This is a genomic window from Mycobacterium sp. IDUB_39 (assembly GCF_055419205.1).
The window spans coordinates 1-17,148 of sequence record NZ_JBVAXF010000015.1; the positions used below are offsets into that span (position 1 = coordinate 1).

At 63.4% G+C, this 17,148-nt stretch carries 16 protein-coding genes; 15 read left to right on the forward strand and 1 reads right to left on the reverse strand.

Annotated elements, in window-relative coordinates; translation table 11 throughout:
• The 4 genes from ACZY0X_RS30470 to ACZY0X_RS30485 form a co-directional block, all read left to right on the forward strand.
• The coding region (locus ACZY0X_RS30470; RefSeq protein WP_463775649.1) for an NAD(P)(+) transhydrogenase (Re/Si-specific) subunit beta at positions 1 to 186 on the forward strand (186 nt) is incomplete at its 5' end.
• A gap of 207 nt (positions 187 to 393) precedes the next feature.
• On the forward strand, positions 394 to 1,029 hold the full coding sequence (locus ACZY0X_RS30475; protein WP_463775724.1) for a TetR/AcrR family transcriptional regulator: 636 nt from the start codon (positions 394 to 396) through the stop codon (positions 1,027 to 1,029).
• 98 nt (positions 1,030 to 1,127) lie between these two features.
• Positions 1,128 to 2,360 (forward strand): aromatic ring-hydroxylating oxygenase subunit alpha, encoded by a 1,233-nt coding sequence (locus ACZY0X_RS30480; protein WP_463775726.1) that lies wholly within the window; start codon positions 1,128 to 1,130, stop codon positions 2,358 to 2,360.
• A 70-nt stretch (positions 2,361 to 2,430) separates the two neighbouring features.
• A complete protein-coding gene (locus ACZY0X_RS30485; protein WP_463775728.1) occupies positions 2,431 to 3,486 on the forward strand; it encodes an NADP-dependent oxidoreductase in 1,056 nt (351 codons plus the stop codon).
• Positions 3,487 to 3,835: 349 nt separating this feature from the next.
• On the opposite strand, the gene ACZY0X_RS30490 is transcribed toward ACZY0X_RS30485, so the two are convergent.
• Positions 3,836 to 4,030 (reverse strand): ferredoxin, encoded by a 195-nt coding sequence (locus ACZY0X_RS30490; protein WP_463775729.1) that lies wholly within the window; start codon positions 4,028 to 4,030, stop codon positions 3,836 to 3,838.
• A gap of 302 nt (positions 4,031 to 4,332) precedes the next feature.
• Here ACZY0X_RS30490 and ACZY0X_RS30495 point away from each other — a divergent pair, with 302 nt between their 5' ends.
• The 11 genes from ACZY0X_RS30495 to ACZY0X_RS30545 all read left to right on the forward strand — a co-directional run bounded on the left by ACZY0X_RS30495 (position 4,333) and on the right by ACZY0X_RS30545 (position 17,146).
• Positions 4,333 to 5,577: an aromatic ring-hydroxylating oxygenase subunit alpha gene (locus tag ACZY0X_RS30495; protein WP_463775731.1), complete on the forward strand. Its 1,245-nt coding sequence runs from the start codon at positions 4,333 to 4,335 to the stop codon at positions 5,575 to 5,577.
• Positions 5,574 to 7,025 carry an aldehyde dehydrogenase gene (locus ACZY0X_RS30500; RefSeq protein WP_463775733.1) on the forward strand — a complete coding sequence of 484 codons (1,452 nt, stop codon included), beginning with the start codon at positions 5,574 to 5,576 and terminating at the stop codon, positions 7,023 to 7,025. Before ACZY0X_RS30495 ends, ACZY0X_RS30500 begins: the two co-directional genes overlap by 4 nt.
• Positions 7,026 to 7,053: 28 nt before the next feature.
• Entirely contained in the window at positions 7,054 to 8,175 is a 1,122-nt protein-coding gene (locus ACZY0X_RS30505; protein ID WP_463775735.1) for an NDMA-dependent alcohol dehydrogenase, read from the forward strand.
• 366 nt (positions 8,176 to 8,541) lie between these two features.
• On the forward strand, positions 8,542 to 8,979 hold the full coding sequence (locus ACZY0X_RS30510; RefSeq protein WP_463775736.1) for a nitroreductase family deazaflavin-dependent oxidoreductase: 438 nt from the start codon (positions 8,542 to 8,544) through the stop codon (positions 8,977 to 8,979).
• Positions 8,980 to 9,116: 137 nt separating this feature from the next.
• Positions 9,117 to 10,556: a carotenoid oxygenase family protein gene (locus tag ACZY0X_RS30515; RefSeq protein ID WP_463775738.1), complete on the forward strand. Its 1,440-nt coding sequence runs from the start codon at positions 9,117 to 9,119 to the stop codon at positions 10,554 to 10,556.
• A 235-nt stretch (positions 10,557 to 10,791) separates the two neighbouring features.
• Positions 10,792 to 12,270: a carotenoid oxygenase family protein gene (locus tag ACZY0X_RS30520; RefSeq protein ID WP_463775740.1), complete on the forward strand. Its 1,479-nt coding sequence runs from the start codon at positions 10,792 to 10,794 to the stop codon at positions 12,268 to 12,270.
• A 185-nt stretch (positions 12,271 to 12,455) separates the two neighbouring features.
• Positions 12,456 to 13,973 (forward strand): AMP-binding protein, encoded by a 1,518-nt coding sequence (locus ACZY0X_RS30525; protein ID WP_463775741.1) that lies wholly within the window; start codon positions 12,456 to 12,458, stop codon positions 13,971 to 13,973.
• 54 nt (positions 13,974 to 14,027) lie between these two features.
• A complete protein-coding gene (locus ACZY0X_RS30530; RefSeq protein ID WP_463775743.1) occupies positions 14,028 to 14,165 on the forward strand; it encodes a hypothetical protein in 138 nt (45 codons plus the stop codon).
• Between the two features lie 176 nt (positions 14,166 to 14,341).
• Entirely contained in the window at positions 14,342 to 15,016 is a 675-nt protein-coding gene (locus ACZY0X_RS30535; RefSeq protein ID WP_463775744.1) for a TetR/AcrR family transcriptional regulator, read from the forward strand.
• A 157-nt stretch (positions 15,017 to 15,173) separates the two neighbouring features.
• Complete coding sequence (locus ACZY0X_RS30540) at positions 15,174 to 16,391, forward strand: acetyl-CoA C-acetyltransferase (RefSeq protein WP_463775746.1); 1,218 nt, start codon at positions 15,174 to 15,176, stop codon at positions 16,389 to 16,391.
• A complete protein-coding gene (locus ACZY0X_RS30545; protein ID WP_463775747.1) occupies positions 16,388 to 17,146 on the forward strand; it encodes an SDR family oxidoreductase in 759 nt (252 codons plus the stop codon). Before ACZY0X_RS30540 ends, ACZY0X_RS30545 begins: the two co-directional genes overlap by 4 nt.
• The last annotated feature ends 2 nt before the right edge of the window (positions 17,147 to 17,148 follow it).

Genomic DNA, 17,148 nt, shown 5'->3' on the forward strand with positions numbered 1-17,148 from the left:
CCGATTCATGGGATGCCGATCCTCAACGTCGACGAGTCGCGTTCGGTGATCGTGCTCAAACGCTCCATGTCCTCGGGGTACGCCGGCATCGAGAACCCGCTGTTCTTCCTCAACCACACCTCAATGCTGTTCGGGGACGCCAAGAAATCGGTCTCCGAGGTCATCGAAGAACTCAAAGCCCTCTAACCACTCCCAGCACGACCAGACACAAACTCGCACCCAACCATCAGGTTGGGTGCGAGTTCGTATCTACTGGGCGGGCGAACAAGGGCCTGCGCGCATCTGGTGCAAGGTTGCATCCTGAATCCCGATTCAAGTAGAACTTGACTTGTGTGCGAGCGGAATGCGGCGGATATCGGCGAAGATGTTCTGGCGCTTGCTGATGGCACTTAAGTGAAGGAGTTGCCGAGTACGGCCCGCGGTCTGCGCACACGCGCGGCGCTGGTGACGGCAGCCCGAACGGTTTTCGAGCGCGATGGATTCCTTGGCTCCCGACTGACCGATATCACCGCAGAAGCCAATTGCTCGGCCGGCAGCTTCTACACCTACTTCTCAAGCAAAGAGGAGATCTTCGCCGAGGTGTTGGAAGCGGCGCAGGACGACATGCTGCACCCCGGAATGGCCCATGTCGCCGACGACGATGACCCTGCGGCAGTTATAGAGGTCAGCAACCGCGCCTATCTCGTAGCGTATTTGCGTAACGCAAAGCTGATGGCGCTTATGCGGCAGGTCGCTACGATCGACGCCGACTTCGAAGAGTTGCGTCGGCGCCGGTCGGAGAAATTCGCGCAACGAAATGCCCGTCGTATTGCTGAGTTACAAGCACGCGGCCTCGCGGACCCGACTCTGGATCCGTTACTGACGTCCTATGCGCTGTCCGGCATGGTGAGTCGAATGGCGATGGAGGTCCTCGTCATCGGGGAGCGCGACCTTGACGAGGTCGTCGAGGTCGTCACAAAACTCTGGGTCAATGCGCTGAAGCTTCCAGTGAAGCCGGCCGGACGCAAGCAGAAGCGCCGAGACCTCTGAGGGGCTGAGCCACCGCGGCTTGCGCGGGCGCTGCTGTCCCCACCGTTCGTCAATACATCTATTGACCAACGATGCGGATGGCGGTAGCGTCGCCGGGCATGACGATCGAGTCCACAATGAGTACCGGCGATTTGGCGGCAGAGACGCGGCGGGCGCTGACCCTGCGCCATATCGAGCATGTACGGGCGGGCACTACAGATGCCCATCCTGATGGGGTGCGGGTGGTACCCGCCAGCGAGTATCTAGATCCGGAGTTGGCTGCTGCGGAGCGGGCGTTGATGCACACGGTGCCGCTGGTGGCGGCGATGTCCGGCGAGTTGGCGGGTTCGCGGTCGTATCGCACGGAGATGTTGTTCGATGTGCCGGTGTTGCTGGTGCGTCAGGATGACGGGTCGGTCAAGGCGTTCTTGAACTCGTGTTCGCATCGTGGGGCGCGGTTGCTCGAGGGTGCGGGCGAGGTCGGGAAGCGGATCAGCTGTTCGTATCACGCGTGGACGTACTCGCCGAGCGGCGACTTGATGTCGGTGACGCAGCCCGGCAAGTTCGGCAAGGTCGAATTGTGTGACAACGGGTTGGTGGAGTTGCCGTGCGCGGAGCGTTACGGATTGATCTTCGTGATGCTCGACGCGCAGGGTGAGATGGACATCGATGCATTCCTAGGCGATTTCGCACAGCAGCTGGCGCTGTGCAATCTGGACACCTTCGCGGTTGCCGACGAGCGGACGTTGCCCCACGAGGTGAACTGGAAGCTCGCACTGTGCGGGTACCTGGAGAGCTATCACGTCAAGGTGGTGCACGCGAAGACGTTGGCGGCGGCCTTCATCGGCAATGTGTCCACTCATGATGCGTTCGGCCCGGATGGGCGTCACTTCCGGACCACATGGTCGATGAACGAAGTTGTGCAGATGGCCGAGGCCGACGATGTGGAGTCGGTGCTTGATGGGTTGCAGTATGCGCCCTACAACACGGTGCTGTACTTGTGGCCGAACACCGTGATCACGGCACCCGATTTCATCGATATCCGATTCATCAATCGGTTGTTCCCGGGTCATCAGCCGCACGAGCAGATGACCCACTATCGGACAATGGTTCCGGCGCACATGTCCGATGACCAGCGGGCGATGGTGGAGCCATTCCAGCAGGTCACGCGGACGGCCGTGGAGGAAGAGGATTACGGTCAGGTGCCCGGGATCAATAAGGCGATCCGCAGTGGCCTCCGGGACAGGTTACTGGTGGGCGAGAACGAGCCATCTGTCACCGAGATGCATCGGGTGATGGCACGGGCGCTGGGGCGTCCCAACCCAGACCAGCCCGTCCCGTCCGGCAAATAGCCACCCAAACCACCGCTCGGCCAGCATGACTCATCGGCGGCCGGGTTGAACACCCATACCCAAAACGGAGATGACAGTGAACAGACAAGTCCGACTCGCGAAACGCCCAGTGGGCCGAGCCGACGACTCCACCTGGCAGATAACCACCGAGTCGATTCCCGAACCCGGCGAGGGTGAATTCGCTGTCCGCGTGGAGTACGTGTCGCTGGATCCGGCCATGCGCGGATGGATCGGCGCGGTTCCGACCTATGTGGCGCCGGTGGAGATCGGTGCCGTCATGCGCGCCCACGCCGTCGGCCGCGTGTACGCGTCGAACCACCCGAAATACCAAGTGGGCGAACTGGTATCCGGAATGTTCGGCGTGTGCGAATACGCTGTATCCGACGGTCGCGAAGACGTCATGCACGTCGACGAGTCGCTGGCACCGGCGCCGGCCTGGCTGGGTGCCCTTGGCTTCCCGGGACTGACCGCATACTTCGGGCTGCTCGACGTCGGCCGGATGAAACCCGGTGACACGGTGCTGATCTCGGGTGCGGCGGGCGCGGTCGGCAGCATCGCCGGACAGATCGCCAAGGTATCCGGCTGCCGAGTCATCGGCATCGCCGGTGGGCCGCAGAAGTGTGCCTGGCTCACCGACGAACTCGGCTACGACGTCGCCATCGATTACAAGGCCGGTTCGATCGGGAAGGCCCTCAGAGCGGCCGCGCCCAAGGGCATCGACGTGTACTTCGACAACGTCGGCGGCGACATCCTGGACTCGGCGCTGGGCCATCTGCGTCGTGGTGCACGAGTGGCACTGTGTGGCGGCATTTCCTCCTACAACGCCACCGATCCCCAGCCAGGACCGTCGCGCTACATGCAGCTGCTGATGAAGCGGGCATCGTTGACCGGTTTCATCGTCTTCGACTTCGCGCGCCGCTATCCAGAGGCGTATGCCGCGCTGGGGCACTGGATTCGCCGCGGTGATGTGGTTACTCACGAACAGGTGGAGACCGGTGGCATTGAGGCGTACGGGCGCACCATGAACATGCTCTTCGACGGTGCCAACACCGGCAAGCTGGTTCTGCAGGTAGGGGATGGGCTGGCGAGCGCGGCCGCCGCCGCGAGTCTGGCCGGCGTCAACTAGTCTCCCGAAGACACGCTCGAGGCTGACCGGTCGGCACTATGCCCTACCGCCGATCGGTCAACCTCGGACTCTCGTAAAGCTCTGTAGCGCCGCCACTCTCATCTGTGGGCGTGCTGAATAGTCCGAAGCAATGACTACGCCGCAGCATCTTTTGCAGTAGGAGCCAGCATCGAGGCCCCGCCACACCACGCTGCCCAGCGCGATCACCAGGTCGTCTCCCGCGAGGAAGTGGTCCATCTTGAGACTGGCGAAGTCGACGTAGCGAGAGATTTGCTGGACCGTACTCGGCATCGTGTTCGTTGGATCGGGTCGCGACGGTCGGGTATCGCGACCGCCGGATTCTCGAGGGTCAATCCATGCGAATGATGAGCGCATCTTCGGGGCAGGCCGCAACAGCAGCGAGCGCGTCCTGCTCGTCGCCTGGCTCGATGCTGCGTTCGGTCATGGTCGAGTACCCGTCGTCATCGATCGGAAAGAGCCCAGGATCGACCGCATAGCACAGAACGTGAGCCTGGCACTTGCTGCGATCAAGGCGAATATTCATGTGGCGCTTGACTCCTCTTGGCGTCGCGGACGGGAACGGAAGCTCATTGGTGCTGCGTGCACATGCTGCCGGCAGTAGTGATGAGCCGTTTTGGTCGCATGGACTGCCGTCGTGGGCGAGGGTCCCGGCTGGCCACCGTCATCGGTGTTGATCACTGCCGAGTCTGTGTCGTCCGCCTCGGGGTGGCCCGTGGGAGCGTGGGGCGTGTCGGTCCCGGCTTGGGCTGATCCAAACAGTCAACACCGACAGTCGTCAATAATTGTATTGACGAATGTTGCTGTGGAGCGGTAGCGTAGCCCGGCATGACCATCGAGTCCGCAACGAATACCGGTGATCTCGCGGGGCTGACGCGCCGCGCACTGACTTTGCGCCATATAGAGCATGTGCGGGCGGGGACCACAGACATCCATCCTGATGGCGCTCGTGTAGTGCCGGCCAGTGAGTATCTCGATCCTGAGTTGGCGGCCGCTGAGCGGGCGTTGATGCACGCGGTGCCGATCGTGGCGGCGACGTCCGTTGAGCTGCCGGGCCCGCGGACCTATCGCACCGAGCTGTTGTTCGATGTGCCTGTGATGCTGGTCCGCCAGGACGACGGATCGATGAAGGCATTCCTGAACTCCTGTTCACACCGCGGAGCCAAGCTCCTCGAGGGTGACGGTGAGATCAAGAAACGGATCAGCTGCTCGTACCACGCCTGGACCTACAGTCCGGCCGGAGAGCTGCTCTCGGTGACCCAGCCGGGCAAGTTCGGCGATATCGACTTCTGTGACTACGGGCTGGTGGAACTTCCCTGCGCGGAACGGTACGGGTTGATCTTCGTGGTGCTCGACCCGAAGGTCGAGATGGACATCGACACGTTTCTCGGGGACTTCGCGGCTGAGCTGGAGATGTGCAATTTCGACACCTTCGCTGTTGAGGAGTTGCAGACACTGCCCCACGATGTCAACTGGAAGGTGGCGTTGTGCGGCTACCTGGAGAGCTATCACGTCAAGACGGTTCATGCCCGGACCCTGGCCCCGTCGTTCATCGGCAACGTCTCCACCCATGATGCGTTCGGGCCGGAGGGGCGTCATTTCCGGACCACCTGGTCGATGAACGTGGTCAAGGAGATGGCAACGGAACCTGATGTGGAGGCAGTGCTCGACGGCCTCGCCAGCGCTCCGTACAACACCGTGCTCTACCTGTGGCCTAACACGATCATCACCGCACCGGAGTTCGCCGATATCCGATTCGTCACGCGGCTGTTCCCTGGGCGGCAACCGGACCAGCAGTTGACCGACAACCGAATCATGTTGAAGGCCAATATGTCGGATGAGGAACGCGCCGCCGTCGGCCCGTTTTACGAACTGGCCAGGGTTGCACTTGAGGAGGAGGACTACGCCCAGGTGCCCGGGATCAACAAGGCGATCCAAAGCGGCCTGCGCGACAGCCTGCTCATCGGTGAGAACGAGCCCTCGGTCACCGAGGCGCATCGGAACATGGCCCGAGCGCTCGGGCGGCCACAGCCAGACCAACCGGCACCAACCGCGCAGAGGAGCGTTCGATGACGTCAGTACTCAACAAGAAATCGGTCCCCAGTTTCGACAAGTTGTTTGTGGGTGGCGAATGGGTTGAGCCGGCCGGCGATGCGCACATCGAGGTGATCTCTCCCAGCACGGAGGAACTCATCTCACGCGTCCCGGAACCAACTCCTGCGGACGTCGATCGAGCGGTGGCATCGGCACGGCAGGCTTTCCAAGGAACCTGGCGCAAGACCAGTCCCGAGGAGCGCAGCCAACTACTGAACCGGATCGCCGAGGAGGTGGAAAAGCGGGTACCGGATTTCGCCCAGGTGTTCGCCGCCGAGATCGGTGCCCCGGTGGGGCTGGGCGGACCGCTGCACGCGATGGCCGTCCAGATGTTCCGGCAGGCTGCGCGACTGCACGAGCAGGTGCCCTTCATCGAGGATCGCGTCGATGGTGATGCGAACGTCAGCATTGTCCGCGAGCCCGTCGGGGTGGTCGGTGCGATCATCCCGTGGAATGCCCCCGTCGGAGGCGCCGCGCTGAAGCTGGGATCCGCGTTGGCAGCGGGTTGCACCGTGGTGCTGAAGCCGGCACCCGAAGGGCCGCTCACGACATACATGTTGGCCGAATGTCTGGAAGCCGCCGGGGTGCCCAAGGGTGTGGTCAGTATTCTGCCGGCCGGGCGCGAGGTGGGTGAGCACCTTGTTCGGCATCCCGACGTGGACAAGGTGACCTTTACGGGCAGCACCGACGCCGGGAAGCGGGTCGCGAGCATCTGCGGCGAACGCATTGCCCGGGTATCCCTCGAACTCGGTGGCAAATCGGCCGCGATCATCGCCGAGGACGCGGAACTCGCCGATGTACTGCCGACCCTGCTCGCCGGTGGTATCGGCCACTCCGGGCAGATATGCGCCGCCCTCACTAGGGTGCTGGTCCCGCGTTCGCGTGCCGCAGAATTCGCCGAGGCAATGGCGTTCGCCATGAGCGGGATGGTCGTGGGCGACCCCTTCGATCCAGCGACCATGCTGGGCCCGCTGGCCATGGAGCGTCAGCGCGACCGGGTGGAGGGCTACATCGAGATCGGTCGGCAGGAAGGCGCGAAGGTTGCCTGCGGCGGCGGTCGGCCGGCGCACCTGGGCAAGGGCTTCTACATCGAGCCGACCCTGTTCACCGATGTCGACAACAGCATGCGGATTGCTCGCGAGGAGATCTTCGGCCCGGTCATCTCGATGATCTCCTACGGCAGCCTCGACGAGGCGATCGACATCGCCAACGATTCGCCGTACGGGCTGTCCGGTTCGGTGTACACCAATGACCAACAGGTGGCGAAGCGTGTCGTCAGTGAGGTCCGTACCGGTCAGATCTTCGTGAACAGCCACGCGGTCTGTGCATCCCAGCCCTTCGGCGGCTTCAAGCAGTCGGGTCACGGTCGTGAGGGTGGTCCCGAAGGGATCGCCGCGTACCTCGAAACCAAGATGATCCAGTGGTGACAAGCGAGTCCAGGCAGAGGAGAACCGAATGAAGACCAAAGGCGCGTTGCTCTGGGAGCCGGGCACCAATTCCGGCTGGAGCGTCGAGGAGATCGAAATCGATCCTCCCAAACGGCGCGAGGTGTTGGTCAAGCTGGCGGCCTCGGGTATCTGTCACAGCGACAACCACTTCGACGATGGAGTGATCCCGATACCCTTTGCGCCGCTGTTGGGCGGTCACGAGGGCGCGGGCGTCGTCGTCGAGGTGGGACCCGACGTCGACGACCTGGTTGTCGGCGACCACGTGGTGATGTCATTCCTGCCGGCCTGCGGGCATTGCGACCTGTGCGCGTCCGGCCGTGGCAACTTGTGTGTGCTCGGCGCGGGAATCCTCGGCGGTGTCGCACCGGACGGGACGCACCGCGTGCACGCGCGCGGTCAGGGCGTGGGATGTATGTCCTATCTCGGAACCTTCGCGCCGTATGTGTGCGCTCCTGTCAATGCGGTCACCAAGATCGGCAAGGACATTCCGCTGGACAAGGCTGCCCTGATCGGGTGCGGTGTGCCGACCGGTTGGGGTTCGTCGGTCTACGCGGCTGATATGCAGTTGGGTGACACCGTCGTCGTCATCGGTATCGGCGGGGTCGGGATCAACGCAGTCCAGGGCGCGGTGCACAAGGGTGCCCGCGACATCATCGCGATCGATCCGGTGGCATTCAAGCGTGACAAGGCCAAAGAGTTCGGCGCCACGCATGCGGTGGCCAGCTATGAGGAAGCAGGGCCCATACTCGCGCAGCTGACCAATGGTCAAGGCGCGCATCGGGTGATCATCACTGTTGGAATAATGACCGGAGATCTGCTGGAGGGTGCCGAAGTGATGACGCGTCCCGGCGGTGTCATGGTCCTGACCTCCGCCGCACCTGCGACGCAGCTTGACGTCAAGATCAATCTGTTCTCAGTCGCCATGTCCGGCAAGAGACTTCAGGGCTCGCTGTACGGAGACACCATCGCGCGCAACGACGTGCCCAGGATCTGCGATCTGTACCGCGGTGGGAAACTGAAGCTCGATGAGCTCATCACGCAGACCTACCGCCTAGAGGACATCAACCAGGCCTTCAGCGACATGCGGGAGGGTAAGAACCTCCGCGGCGTCATCATCTACGACGACTGATCCTTTTCGGGGGTCCGGACTACCTGAATTCACGGATTGCCGGGGCTGGTGACGACCACGCGCAATGGTCCTTTGCGCGTGCACCATTCGTGGTGTGTCAGCGTGGAAAAGGCCACCGCGCGAGGCCGATCAACGCGAATAAAGGTATGAGTTCGACGCCGGCACGGTCCGGCGGCCTCGGTCAGGACGGTATCGCCATGTCCACGGTAGGTCACGATGCCGGTACGGCCGATGGCAACGGCGACGTGGCCAAGGTCGCGACGACTCGGGACCGAAGACGTGTGAACTGTTGTTGCATAATACGATTCGAACGGCCAGCAACCGGTAACCCCGGTGCGAACGGCGATGCACGACTACGCTGGCCGCATGCCACTTGTCGGAGAATATGAACCATGCGCGTGGGATTGGGCCCGCGAGAACGCCGAGGAATACCTGGACTCGGGTGGCACTCGGGGGGTTGTACTGAAAGGCAAGCGGGTCGTCCTGTTGACCAGCGTGGGCGCCAAAACCGGTAAGTTGCGCAAGGTCCCGTTGATGCGAGTCGAGTACGAAGGCCACTATGCCATCGTCGCCTCGCTGGGTGGCGCACCCAAGAATCCGGTCTGGTACTACAACGTCAAGAAGAACCCTCGCGTCGAGTTGCAAGACGGGACAGTAAGTGCTGACTATGACGCGCACGAGGTTCTCGGCGAGGAGAGGGAACTCTGGTGGGGACGCGCGGTGGCAGCTTGGCCCGACTACGCCGACTATCAGCGCAGTACCGATCGACAGATACCAATATTCGTACTGACGCCCGTGCGCTGAACCGCAGCCTTGACACGGCTCGTGGACCGTGTCAATAATGGCATTGACAACGGGCGGGGACGGTCGCTGCTTCGTTGCGCGAGCGAAGGCGGATCTCTATGGGTGTTCCCGCGAATCAGCGAGGGCCATTCCGGCCCATGCGTTTCGAAGCCACGATCGAGGACTGCATCGTCTCGGGGGAACTGCCGGAGGGGCTGGAGGGTGGTTTCTACCGCAACGGCCCGACGTGGCGCCGCCCCAACAAGCAGGGCCTGGAAACGGTCTACACGATCGACGGCATGGTGCAGGGCTTGGTGATCCGCGACGGTAAGGTCGAATTCCGCAATCGCTGGGTGCGTACGCCGAAGTTCGTGGCCGAAGAGCGCGCGGGCCGGTCGTTGTTCTCCTATGCCGACGGCGAATTCGGTGACTGGCGGGGCTGGGGGCTGGGCGACGCCATCCGCGACGAACACAACGCGGGCATCCCCCAGGGTGTCAGTGCTGTCAACGCGATGCCCTTCAACGGCGAGGTGCTGGCACTCTCGGAGCAGGGCTGCCCGCCCATCGCCCTAGACCCAATCACCCTGGAGACCAAGGGAATAGTCCCGTGGTCGAGCCAACTCTCCGATGGCCTGTTCGAGAAGGTGTGCTTCGGGGACGGGGCGTTCGGGCCGCACCCGAAGTGGGATGACGTGAAGGAGGAGTTGTGGAGTTGCACCTACCGCGACCGCAAGCCCTTCATCAGCGTGCACTGTGTCACTTTGGACGGCGTCGTGCGCACCCGCCACCTCGATGACGGCCCGTACTGTGCGATCGCCCACGACATGTGGATCACCGAGAACTACGCCATCGTGGCGTTCGCGCCGTTCCTGCAGGACCGGGCGCGCATCGCCCAGGGCCGTGGCATCTACGGCTGGGACACCAGCCTGCCGACCGTGATTGCGGTGATCCGGCGTGCTGACATCGATGGTCCGGTGCAGTGGATCGAGGCCGATTTCGAGCCCGAGTACATCATGCACACCCTGTCGGCCAACGAGATTGACGGCAAGATCGTGCTCGACGGGCCGATCTTTGACGCGCCGCCCTTCATGACCGACGAACTCTTCAGTCCCGGTGGACCGTTCATCCCCTTCTGGCAGGTTTCCACCAGCCGCGTCGGGCGCTGGGTCCTGGACCTGGAGAAGGGCAGGGCGACCAGCGAACGTCTCGGTGACACGCCGGTGGAGCTGCCCAAGATCGACGAGCGGTTCTGGGGCAAGCCCTACGAGTGGGGCTTCTACACCGCCGGCGAACCGGTCAAGGACGGCATGCGGATGAACACCGTGATGCGCCGCAACGTCCGCACCGGGAAAGAGGACAGCTACACCATCAAGCACGACCGTCCGATCGGGGTGTACGAATCGGTGTTCGTGCCAAGGACTCCGGACGCCCCCGAGGGGGACGGCTACCTCATCACCCCGGTGGCCTACTTCAACGAACGGCACACCGACTTCATGATCTTCAACGCCGACGATCTGCCGTCGGGCCCCATCGCCAAGATCGAGCTGCCCTTCGTTGTCGGCTGGACCCCGCACGGGCACTGGATGGACTTCCACTAGAGGGAACCAGGGGACCCGGTGGTGGGGAGCATGCTCTCCACCACCGGGTCCTTTCTTGTGGGTTGATGCCACCCAAACGGGGTAGTGCAGCAGGCCTGCGCCACGCGTTCATCTGTTCGCGCACTTGAGGGTTGACACCCAACCCGACTGCTGTCAATAATGCTATTGACAGCCAACGCCACGGGCGCGGCCTGCCGGCGTGTCCTAATGCCTCAGTTAAAGGAGTTGGATCTCTATGGGTGTTCCCGCGAATCAGCGAGGGCCGTACCGGCCCATGCGTTTCGAAGCCACGATCGAAGACTGCATCGTCTCGGGTGAACTGCCGGAGGGGCTGGAGGGCGGTTTCTACCGCAACGGCCCGACGTGGCGCCGCCCCAACAAGCAGGGCCTCGAGACGGTCTACACGATCGACGGCATGGTGCAGGGCTTGGTGATCCGCGACGGCAAGGTCGAATTCCGCAATCGCTGGGTGCGTACGCCGAAGTTCGTCGCCGAGGAGCGTGCGGGCCGGTCGTTGTTCTCCTACGCCGACGGTGAATTCGGTGACTGGCGGGGCTGGGGCCTGGGTGATGCCATCCGCGACGAGCACAACGCGGGCATCCCCCAGGGCGTGGCCAATATCAACGCGATGCCCTTCAACGGCGAGATCCTGGCGCTCTCGGAGCAGGGCTGCCCGCCCATCGCCCTAGACCCAATCACCCTGGAGACCAAGGGAATCGTCCCGTGGTCGAGCCAGCTCTCCGATGGCCTGTTCGAGAAGGTGTGCTTCGGGGACGGGGCGTTCGGGCCGCACCCGAAGTGGGATGACGTGAAGGAGGAGTTGTGGAGTTGCACCTACCGCGACCGCAAGCCCTTCATCAGCGTGCACGTTGTCACCACCGACGGTGTGGTGCGCACCCGCCACCTCGATGACGGCCCGTACTGTGCGATCGCCCACGACATGTGGATCACCGAGAACTACGCCATCGTGGCGTTCGCGCCGTTCCTGCAGGACCGGGCGCGGATCGCCCAGGGGCGTGGGCTTTATGGCTGGGATGCCAGCCTGCCGACCGTGATCGCTGTGATCCGGCGTGATGACATCGATGGTCCGGTGCAGTGGATCGAGGCCGATTTCGAGCCCGAGTACATCATGCACACCCTGTCGGCCAACGAGATTGACGGCAAGATCGTGCTCGACGGGCCTATCTTCAACACCCCGCCCTTCAAGACTGATGAGCTGTACCCTCCCGGTGGACCGTTCATCCCGTTCTGGCAGGTCGGTACCACCTGCATCGGGCGCTGGGTTCTGGACCTGGAGAAGGGCAGGGCGACCAGCGAACATCTCAGCGACACCCCGGCGGAGCTGCCCAAGATCGACGAGCGGTTCTGGGGCAAGCCCTACGAGTGGGGCTTCTACACCGCCGGCGAACCGGTCAAGGACGGCATGCGGATGAACACCGTGATGCGGCGTAACGTCCACACCGGCAAAGAGGACAGCTACACCATCAAGCATGACCGTCCGATCGGGGTGTACGAATCGGTGTTCGTGCCAAGGACTCCGGACGCCCTAGAAGGCGACGGCTACCTCATCACCCCGGTGTCGTATTTCAACGAACGGAACACCGATTTCATGATCTTCAACGCCGACGATCTGCCGTCGGGCCCCATCGCCAAGATCGAGCTGCCCTTCGCGGTCGGCTGGACCCCTCACGGGCACTGGATGGACTTCCACTAGTCCCTGCTCGGATCCTCAGAAGTCAATCCTTACAGTCACACTCACGCGGCAACTTCCCGTCGGATAGCCTCCGGCGGGAAGGGCCGTGTTGGTCGCACCTCACCCAGCCAGGTTGAATTGGCCGCAACTCGACTGTCGACAACACCGTAGGCTCGCTGGGAGCCATCGCCGCAGGAGGAGCCCACATGTCCGAATCCGACACCATCCTCGAACTTCTGCTCCGTGGGGCGGCGGCCTGGCCGGGCCGCCCGTTGGTGAAGTTCGAAGGCGGGGTGACGTGGACATGGCAAGACAGCCTTGATGCCGGCAGCTGCGCGGCAGCTGTTCTCGCCGAGCAAGGCGTCGGGCCGGGCGACCGGGTGATGATTCTGTTGCCGAACGGAGAGGGGTGGATCCGAACCTGGTGGGGGGCGACCCTGCTGGGGGCCGTTATCGCTCCGGTCAATCCGACGTACCGCGGGGAGATGCTGAGCAACGCGTGCGACCGGATCGATCCTGCCGTCGTGGTTGCCGAGGACGCCGAGGCGCAAAACCTTCCGCCACTCTGGGCGCCGCGACGAATCGCGCCCGGCGCGCTCGCCGGGGTTTGCGCCGCACCGGCGCCGCCGCCTCCGGTGGTACTGCCGTCGGACCCGCACTGTCTACTGCTGACCTCCGGGACGACGGGGCCATCGAAGGCTTCGATCAGCACCCACGCGTACTTCTGTGGCGTCGTCGACTGGCTGATCGAGGGGGCCGGCCTCACCGAGAACTCGGTCTTCCAGGCCGATCTGCCATGGTTCCACCTCTCGGCGTTCGCTCCGTCGGTTCAGATGATGCGGCTGGGCGGCACCATTGTCGTGCGGCGGTCACCTGCAATGTCCTCCTACTGGCGGACCGCCAAGGAACTCGGCTCGACCTTCGCCGTCGCCCCCGGCACTGTCGCTCAGTATCTCGAGTCCAGACCGGTGTCGGCCGAGGACCGCGACCACAGCATGGAGTTCCTCCTCGCAGCCCCGCTGCCAGGCGACACGGCCGGCTTCATCGAGAGGTTCGGATTGCGCGGATTGTGCACGGCATACGGTTCCACGGAGACGAGCATGGTGATCACCAAGGTGATCGATCAGTCGGTGCCCCGGGGCAGCTGCGGAACCGTGCGCGACGGCTTCCATGCGCGGATTGTCGACGACGAGGGTCAGGACGTGCCAACAGGCGCGATAGGTGAGTTGATCGTGCGCTCGAGCGAGCGGACCTTGATGTCGCTCGGTTACCAAGGCGACGCCGATGCGACGACTGATGCATGGCGCGATGGCTGGTACCACACCGGGGACGCGGTAAGCGTTGACGCGGACGGCTTCTACTACTTCCACGACCGCTACAAGGACTCGCTGCGCCGACGCGGCGAGAACATCTCAAGCTTCGAGGTCGAGCGCGAAGTGCTGGCGTTCCCCGGCATTGACGAGGTGGCCTGTGTCGCCCATCCCGGCGAGTACGCGGGCGATGACGAGGTGAAGGTCTTCATTGTTGCCGAGGCCGGCGCGCAGATCCGGCTCTCGGCCGTGGCCGAGTTCCTCAGCGATCGATTGCCCGCGTTCATGCAACCGCGCTATCTCGAGCTTGCGGACGCGCTGCCGAAGACACCAACATCGCGGGTGCGAAAGCACCTGCTGCGGGATCAGGGGAACAGCGCCGCGACCTACGACCGGCTGAGCAACACCGGCTGAGCCGGTCAATACATATATTGACCGGCGGCGCGGTGGCCGGTAGCCTCTGCCTCCATGACCATCGACGCTGCGCTGCGAACCGGTGAATCGGCAACCGGCGCCCGTAAAGCCCTGACGCTGCGCGACATTGGCGGTGGCGATGGCGTACCCGTGCGCCCCGACCGCGGCCGGCCCGCACCGACCGGGACATGACCGGCCCGAGAAGCGATCTCAAGCCTCGGGTCGAATCGCCGTCATCTGGTGCCCTGGGGCGGGACAGGCAATGAGAGCATGGAAGACATGCTGATGACGGCTCTGCGAGCCATCACTGCACTTCGCGATCCACAGGCGTGCTCCAGACAAGTCCCGAACGACGAGAAAGCTGACTCATGAAGGAGTCGAAGGCCCGCCAGCCCAGCAAGATCGCGCAACGACGTGAACTGGCACGCAAGGAACGCAGCCCGGCGTGGCTGGAACAGCGCTCGCAGATTCTTGCGAAGGCCGCCGAGGTGTTCGCACTCAACGGCTTCAATGGGACGAGCATCACCGACATCGCCAACCATCTCGGAATCAGCCAGTCCAACATCTACTACTACTTCGCGACGAAGGAAGAGATCTTCCTGGAACTGGTGCGCCAGAGCACCGAGTTCAATGTCGACGGTGCCGAAGCGGTGGCGGCCAAGCGGGATCCAGCGATTGATCGAATTTCTGAGGTGGTCGAATTGCTGGCCATGTCTTACCAAAAGCAGTACCCGTTTCTCAACATCTACGTCCAGGAAGACGCTCGCTGGCTCAGCTCCTCGGGGACCGAACTGCAGGAGGTCTTCCTGGACAGTGCCCGACGCTTCGAGAATGCAGTCCGGGCCATCGTCGAAGACGGAATTCGGAACGGGGAGTTCAAGTCTGACCTGGACGCTCGGATGGTGACCTATACGGTCCTTGGCGCGGTCAACTGGATGCACCGTTGGTACCGCCCCGGCGGTGAGCTGACCGGCGCCGAAATCGGACAAGCTATGAGCGACATCCTCCTTCGCGGCATTGTGGATTCCGCCACATCTCCGTAGGTCGCTCCTGAGCCGTGGGACACGGCATCCCCCATCCGGGGCAAAAGTTCGCGAGAAGTTAGGCCATCGACGCGATTTCGAGCACTCTGGAACATCGGCAGGTGACGTCTACATCTGTTTGGCCGAGCGCCTGTCTGGAAACTTCAAAGGAGCGTGGATGCCCGAAGCCGTGATTGTCTCGACTGCCCGGTCGCCGATCGGTAGGGCTGGCAAGGGATCGTTGAAGGATATGCGTCCGGATGACCTGACTGTCCAGATGGTGTTGGCGGCCTTGGCGAAGGTGCCGGAGTTGGATCCGAAGGCGATCGATGACCTGATGTTGGGCTGTGGCCAGCCCGCGGGTGAGGCGGGCTACAACCTCGGTAAAGCCGTTGCGGTACTTGCAGGTATGGACTATCTGCCCGGTGTGACCGTCAATCGCTACTGCTCGAGCAGTCTGCAGACCACCCGGATGGCCTTTCACGCGATCAAGGCGGGGGAGGGTGAGGTGTTCATCTCCGCGGGCGTGGAGACGGTGAGTCGCTTTCCCAGGGGTGCCGCCGATGGCATGCCCGATACCGAGAACCCACTCTTCGATGCCGCCAAGGCGCGGACTGTGACCTTCGCTGCCGGTGGGCAGAGCTGGGTCGACCCCCGGGCTGAGGGTTTGTTGCCCGATGTCTACATCGCCATGGGGCAGACCGCGGAGAACGTCGCGCAGTTCGCGGGTGTCACTCGTGGCGAGCAGGACTGCTTCGCGGTGCGTAGTCAGAACCGTGCCGAAGCCGCGATTGTCAGTGGTTTCTGGGAGCGCGACATCACGCCGGTGACGTTGGCTGATGGCACGGTGGTCAGCAGGGACGACGGGCCGCGCGCGGGGGTGACTGTGGAGGGGTTGTCTTCGCTGCAGCCGGTTTTTCGTCCCGATGGCACCGTCACCGCAGGTAACTGCTGTGCCCTCAACGATGGTGCGGCCGCGATCGTGATCATGTCCGACACCAGGGCCAAGCAGCTTGGCCTCACGCCGTTGGCGCGCATCGTCAGCACCGGGGTCTCGGGTCTGTCCCCGGAGATCATGGGGTTGGGGCCGGTGGAGGCGTCCCGTCAAGCGCTGGCTCGCGCGGGTATGACGATCGACGATATCGATCTGGTGGAGATCAATGAGGCCTTTGCCGCGCAGGTGGTTCCGTCCGCGCGTGAACTGGGTCTGGACTTCGAGCGGCTCAACGTCAACGGTGGCGCGATTGCGGTGGGCCACCCCTTCGGCATGAGTGGTGCCCGCATCACCAGCACGCTGATCAACTCGTTGCAGTGGCATGACAAGCAGTTCGGACTGGAGACGATGTGTGTCGGCGGCGGCCAGGGCATGGCCATGATCCTCGAACGCCTGTCGTGAGCAACCGATTCGCCGACAAGACCGCAATCGTCACCGGAGCTAGCCGCGGTATAGGTCTGGCGATCGCGGAACGGTTGGTGGCCGACGGCGCGAAGGTGGTCATCACCGCCCGCGGCCAAGACGCACTCGATGACGCTGTCGCGCAGCTGGGCGGCCCAGAGAATGCCCTGGCGGTAGCCGGTAAGGCTGATGATCTCGAACATCAGGACGACGCTGTCCGCCAAGCGATCTCGTCCTTCGGTAGCATCGACTTTCTAGTCAACAACACCGGAATCAACCCGACCTATGGTCCGGTGCTGGAGCTCGACCTTGCTGCGGCGCGCAAGATCGTCGAGGTCAACTGCATCTCCACGTTGTCATGGGTGCAAAAGGTCCACCGGGCGTGGATGAGGGACAACGCCGGTGTCATCGTCAACGTCTCCTCGCTCTCGGCGATTCGCACCGAACCGGGCATCGGGTTCTATGGCGCCACCAAGGCGATGCTCAACTCGATCACCGAACTGCTGGCCGTCGAGCTCGGCCCGACCATCCGGGTAAACGGGGTGGCGCCGGCGGTGGTGAAGACCAAGTTCGCCGCAGCCCTGTACGAGGGTCGCGCGGATACGGTGGCGGCGGCCTACCCGCTCAAGCGGCTGGGTGAACCCGACGATATCGGCAGCGTGGTGGCGTTCCTGCTGTCCGAGGACTCGGCCTGGATGACAGGCCAGACGGTCGTCGTCGACGGCGGCGTGAGCCTCACCACTGGTGACACGTGAGC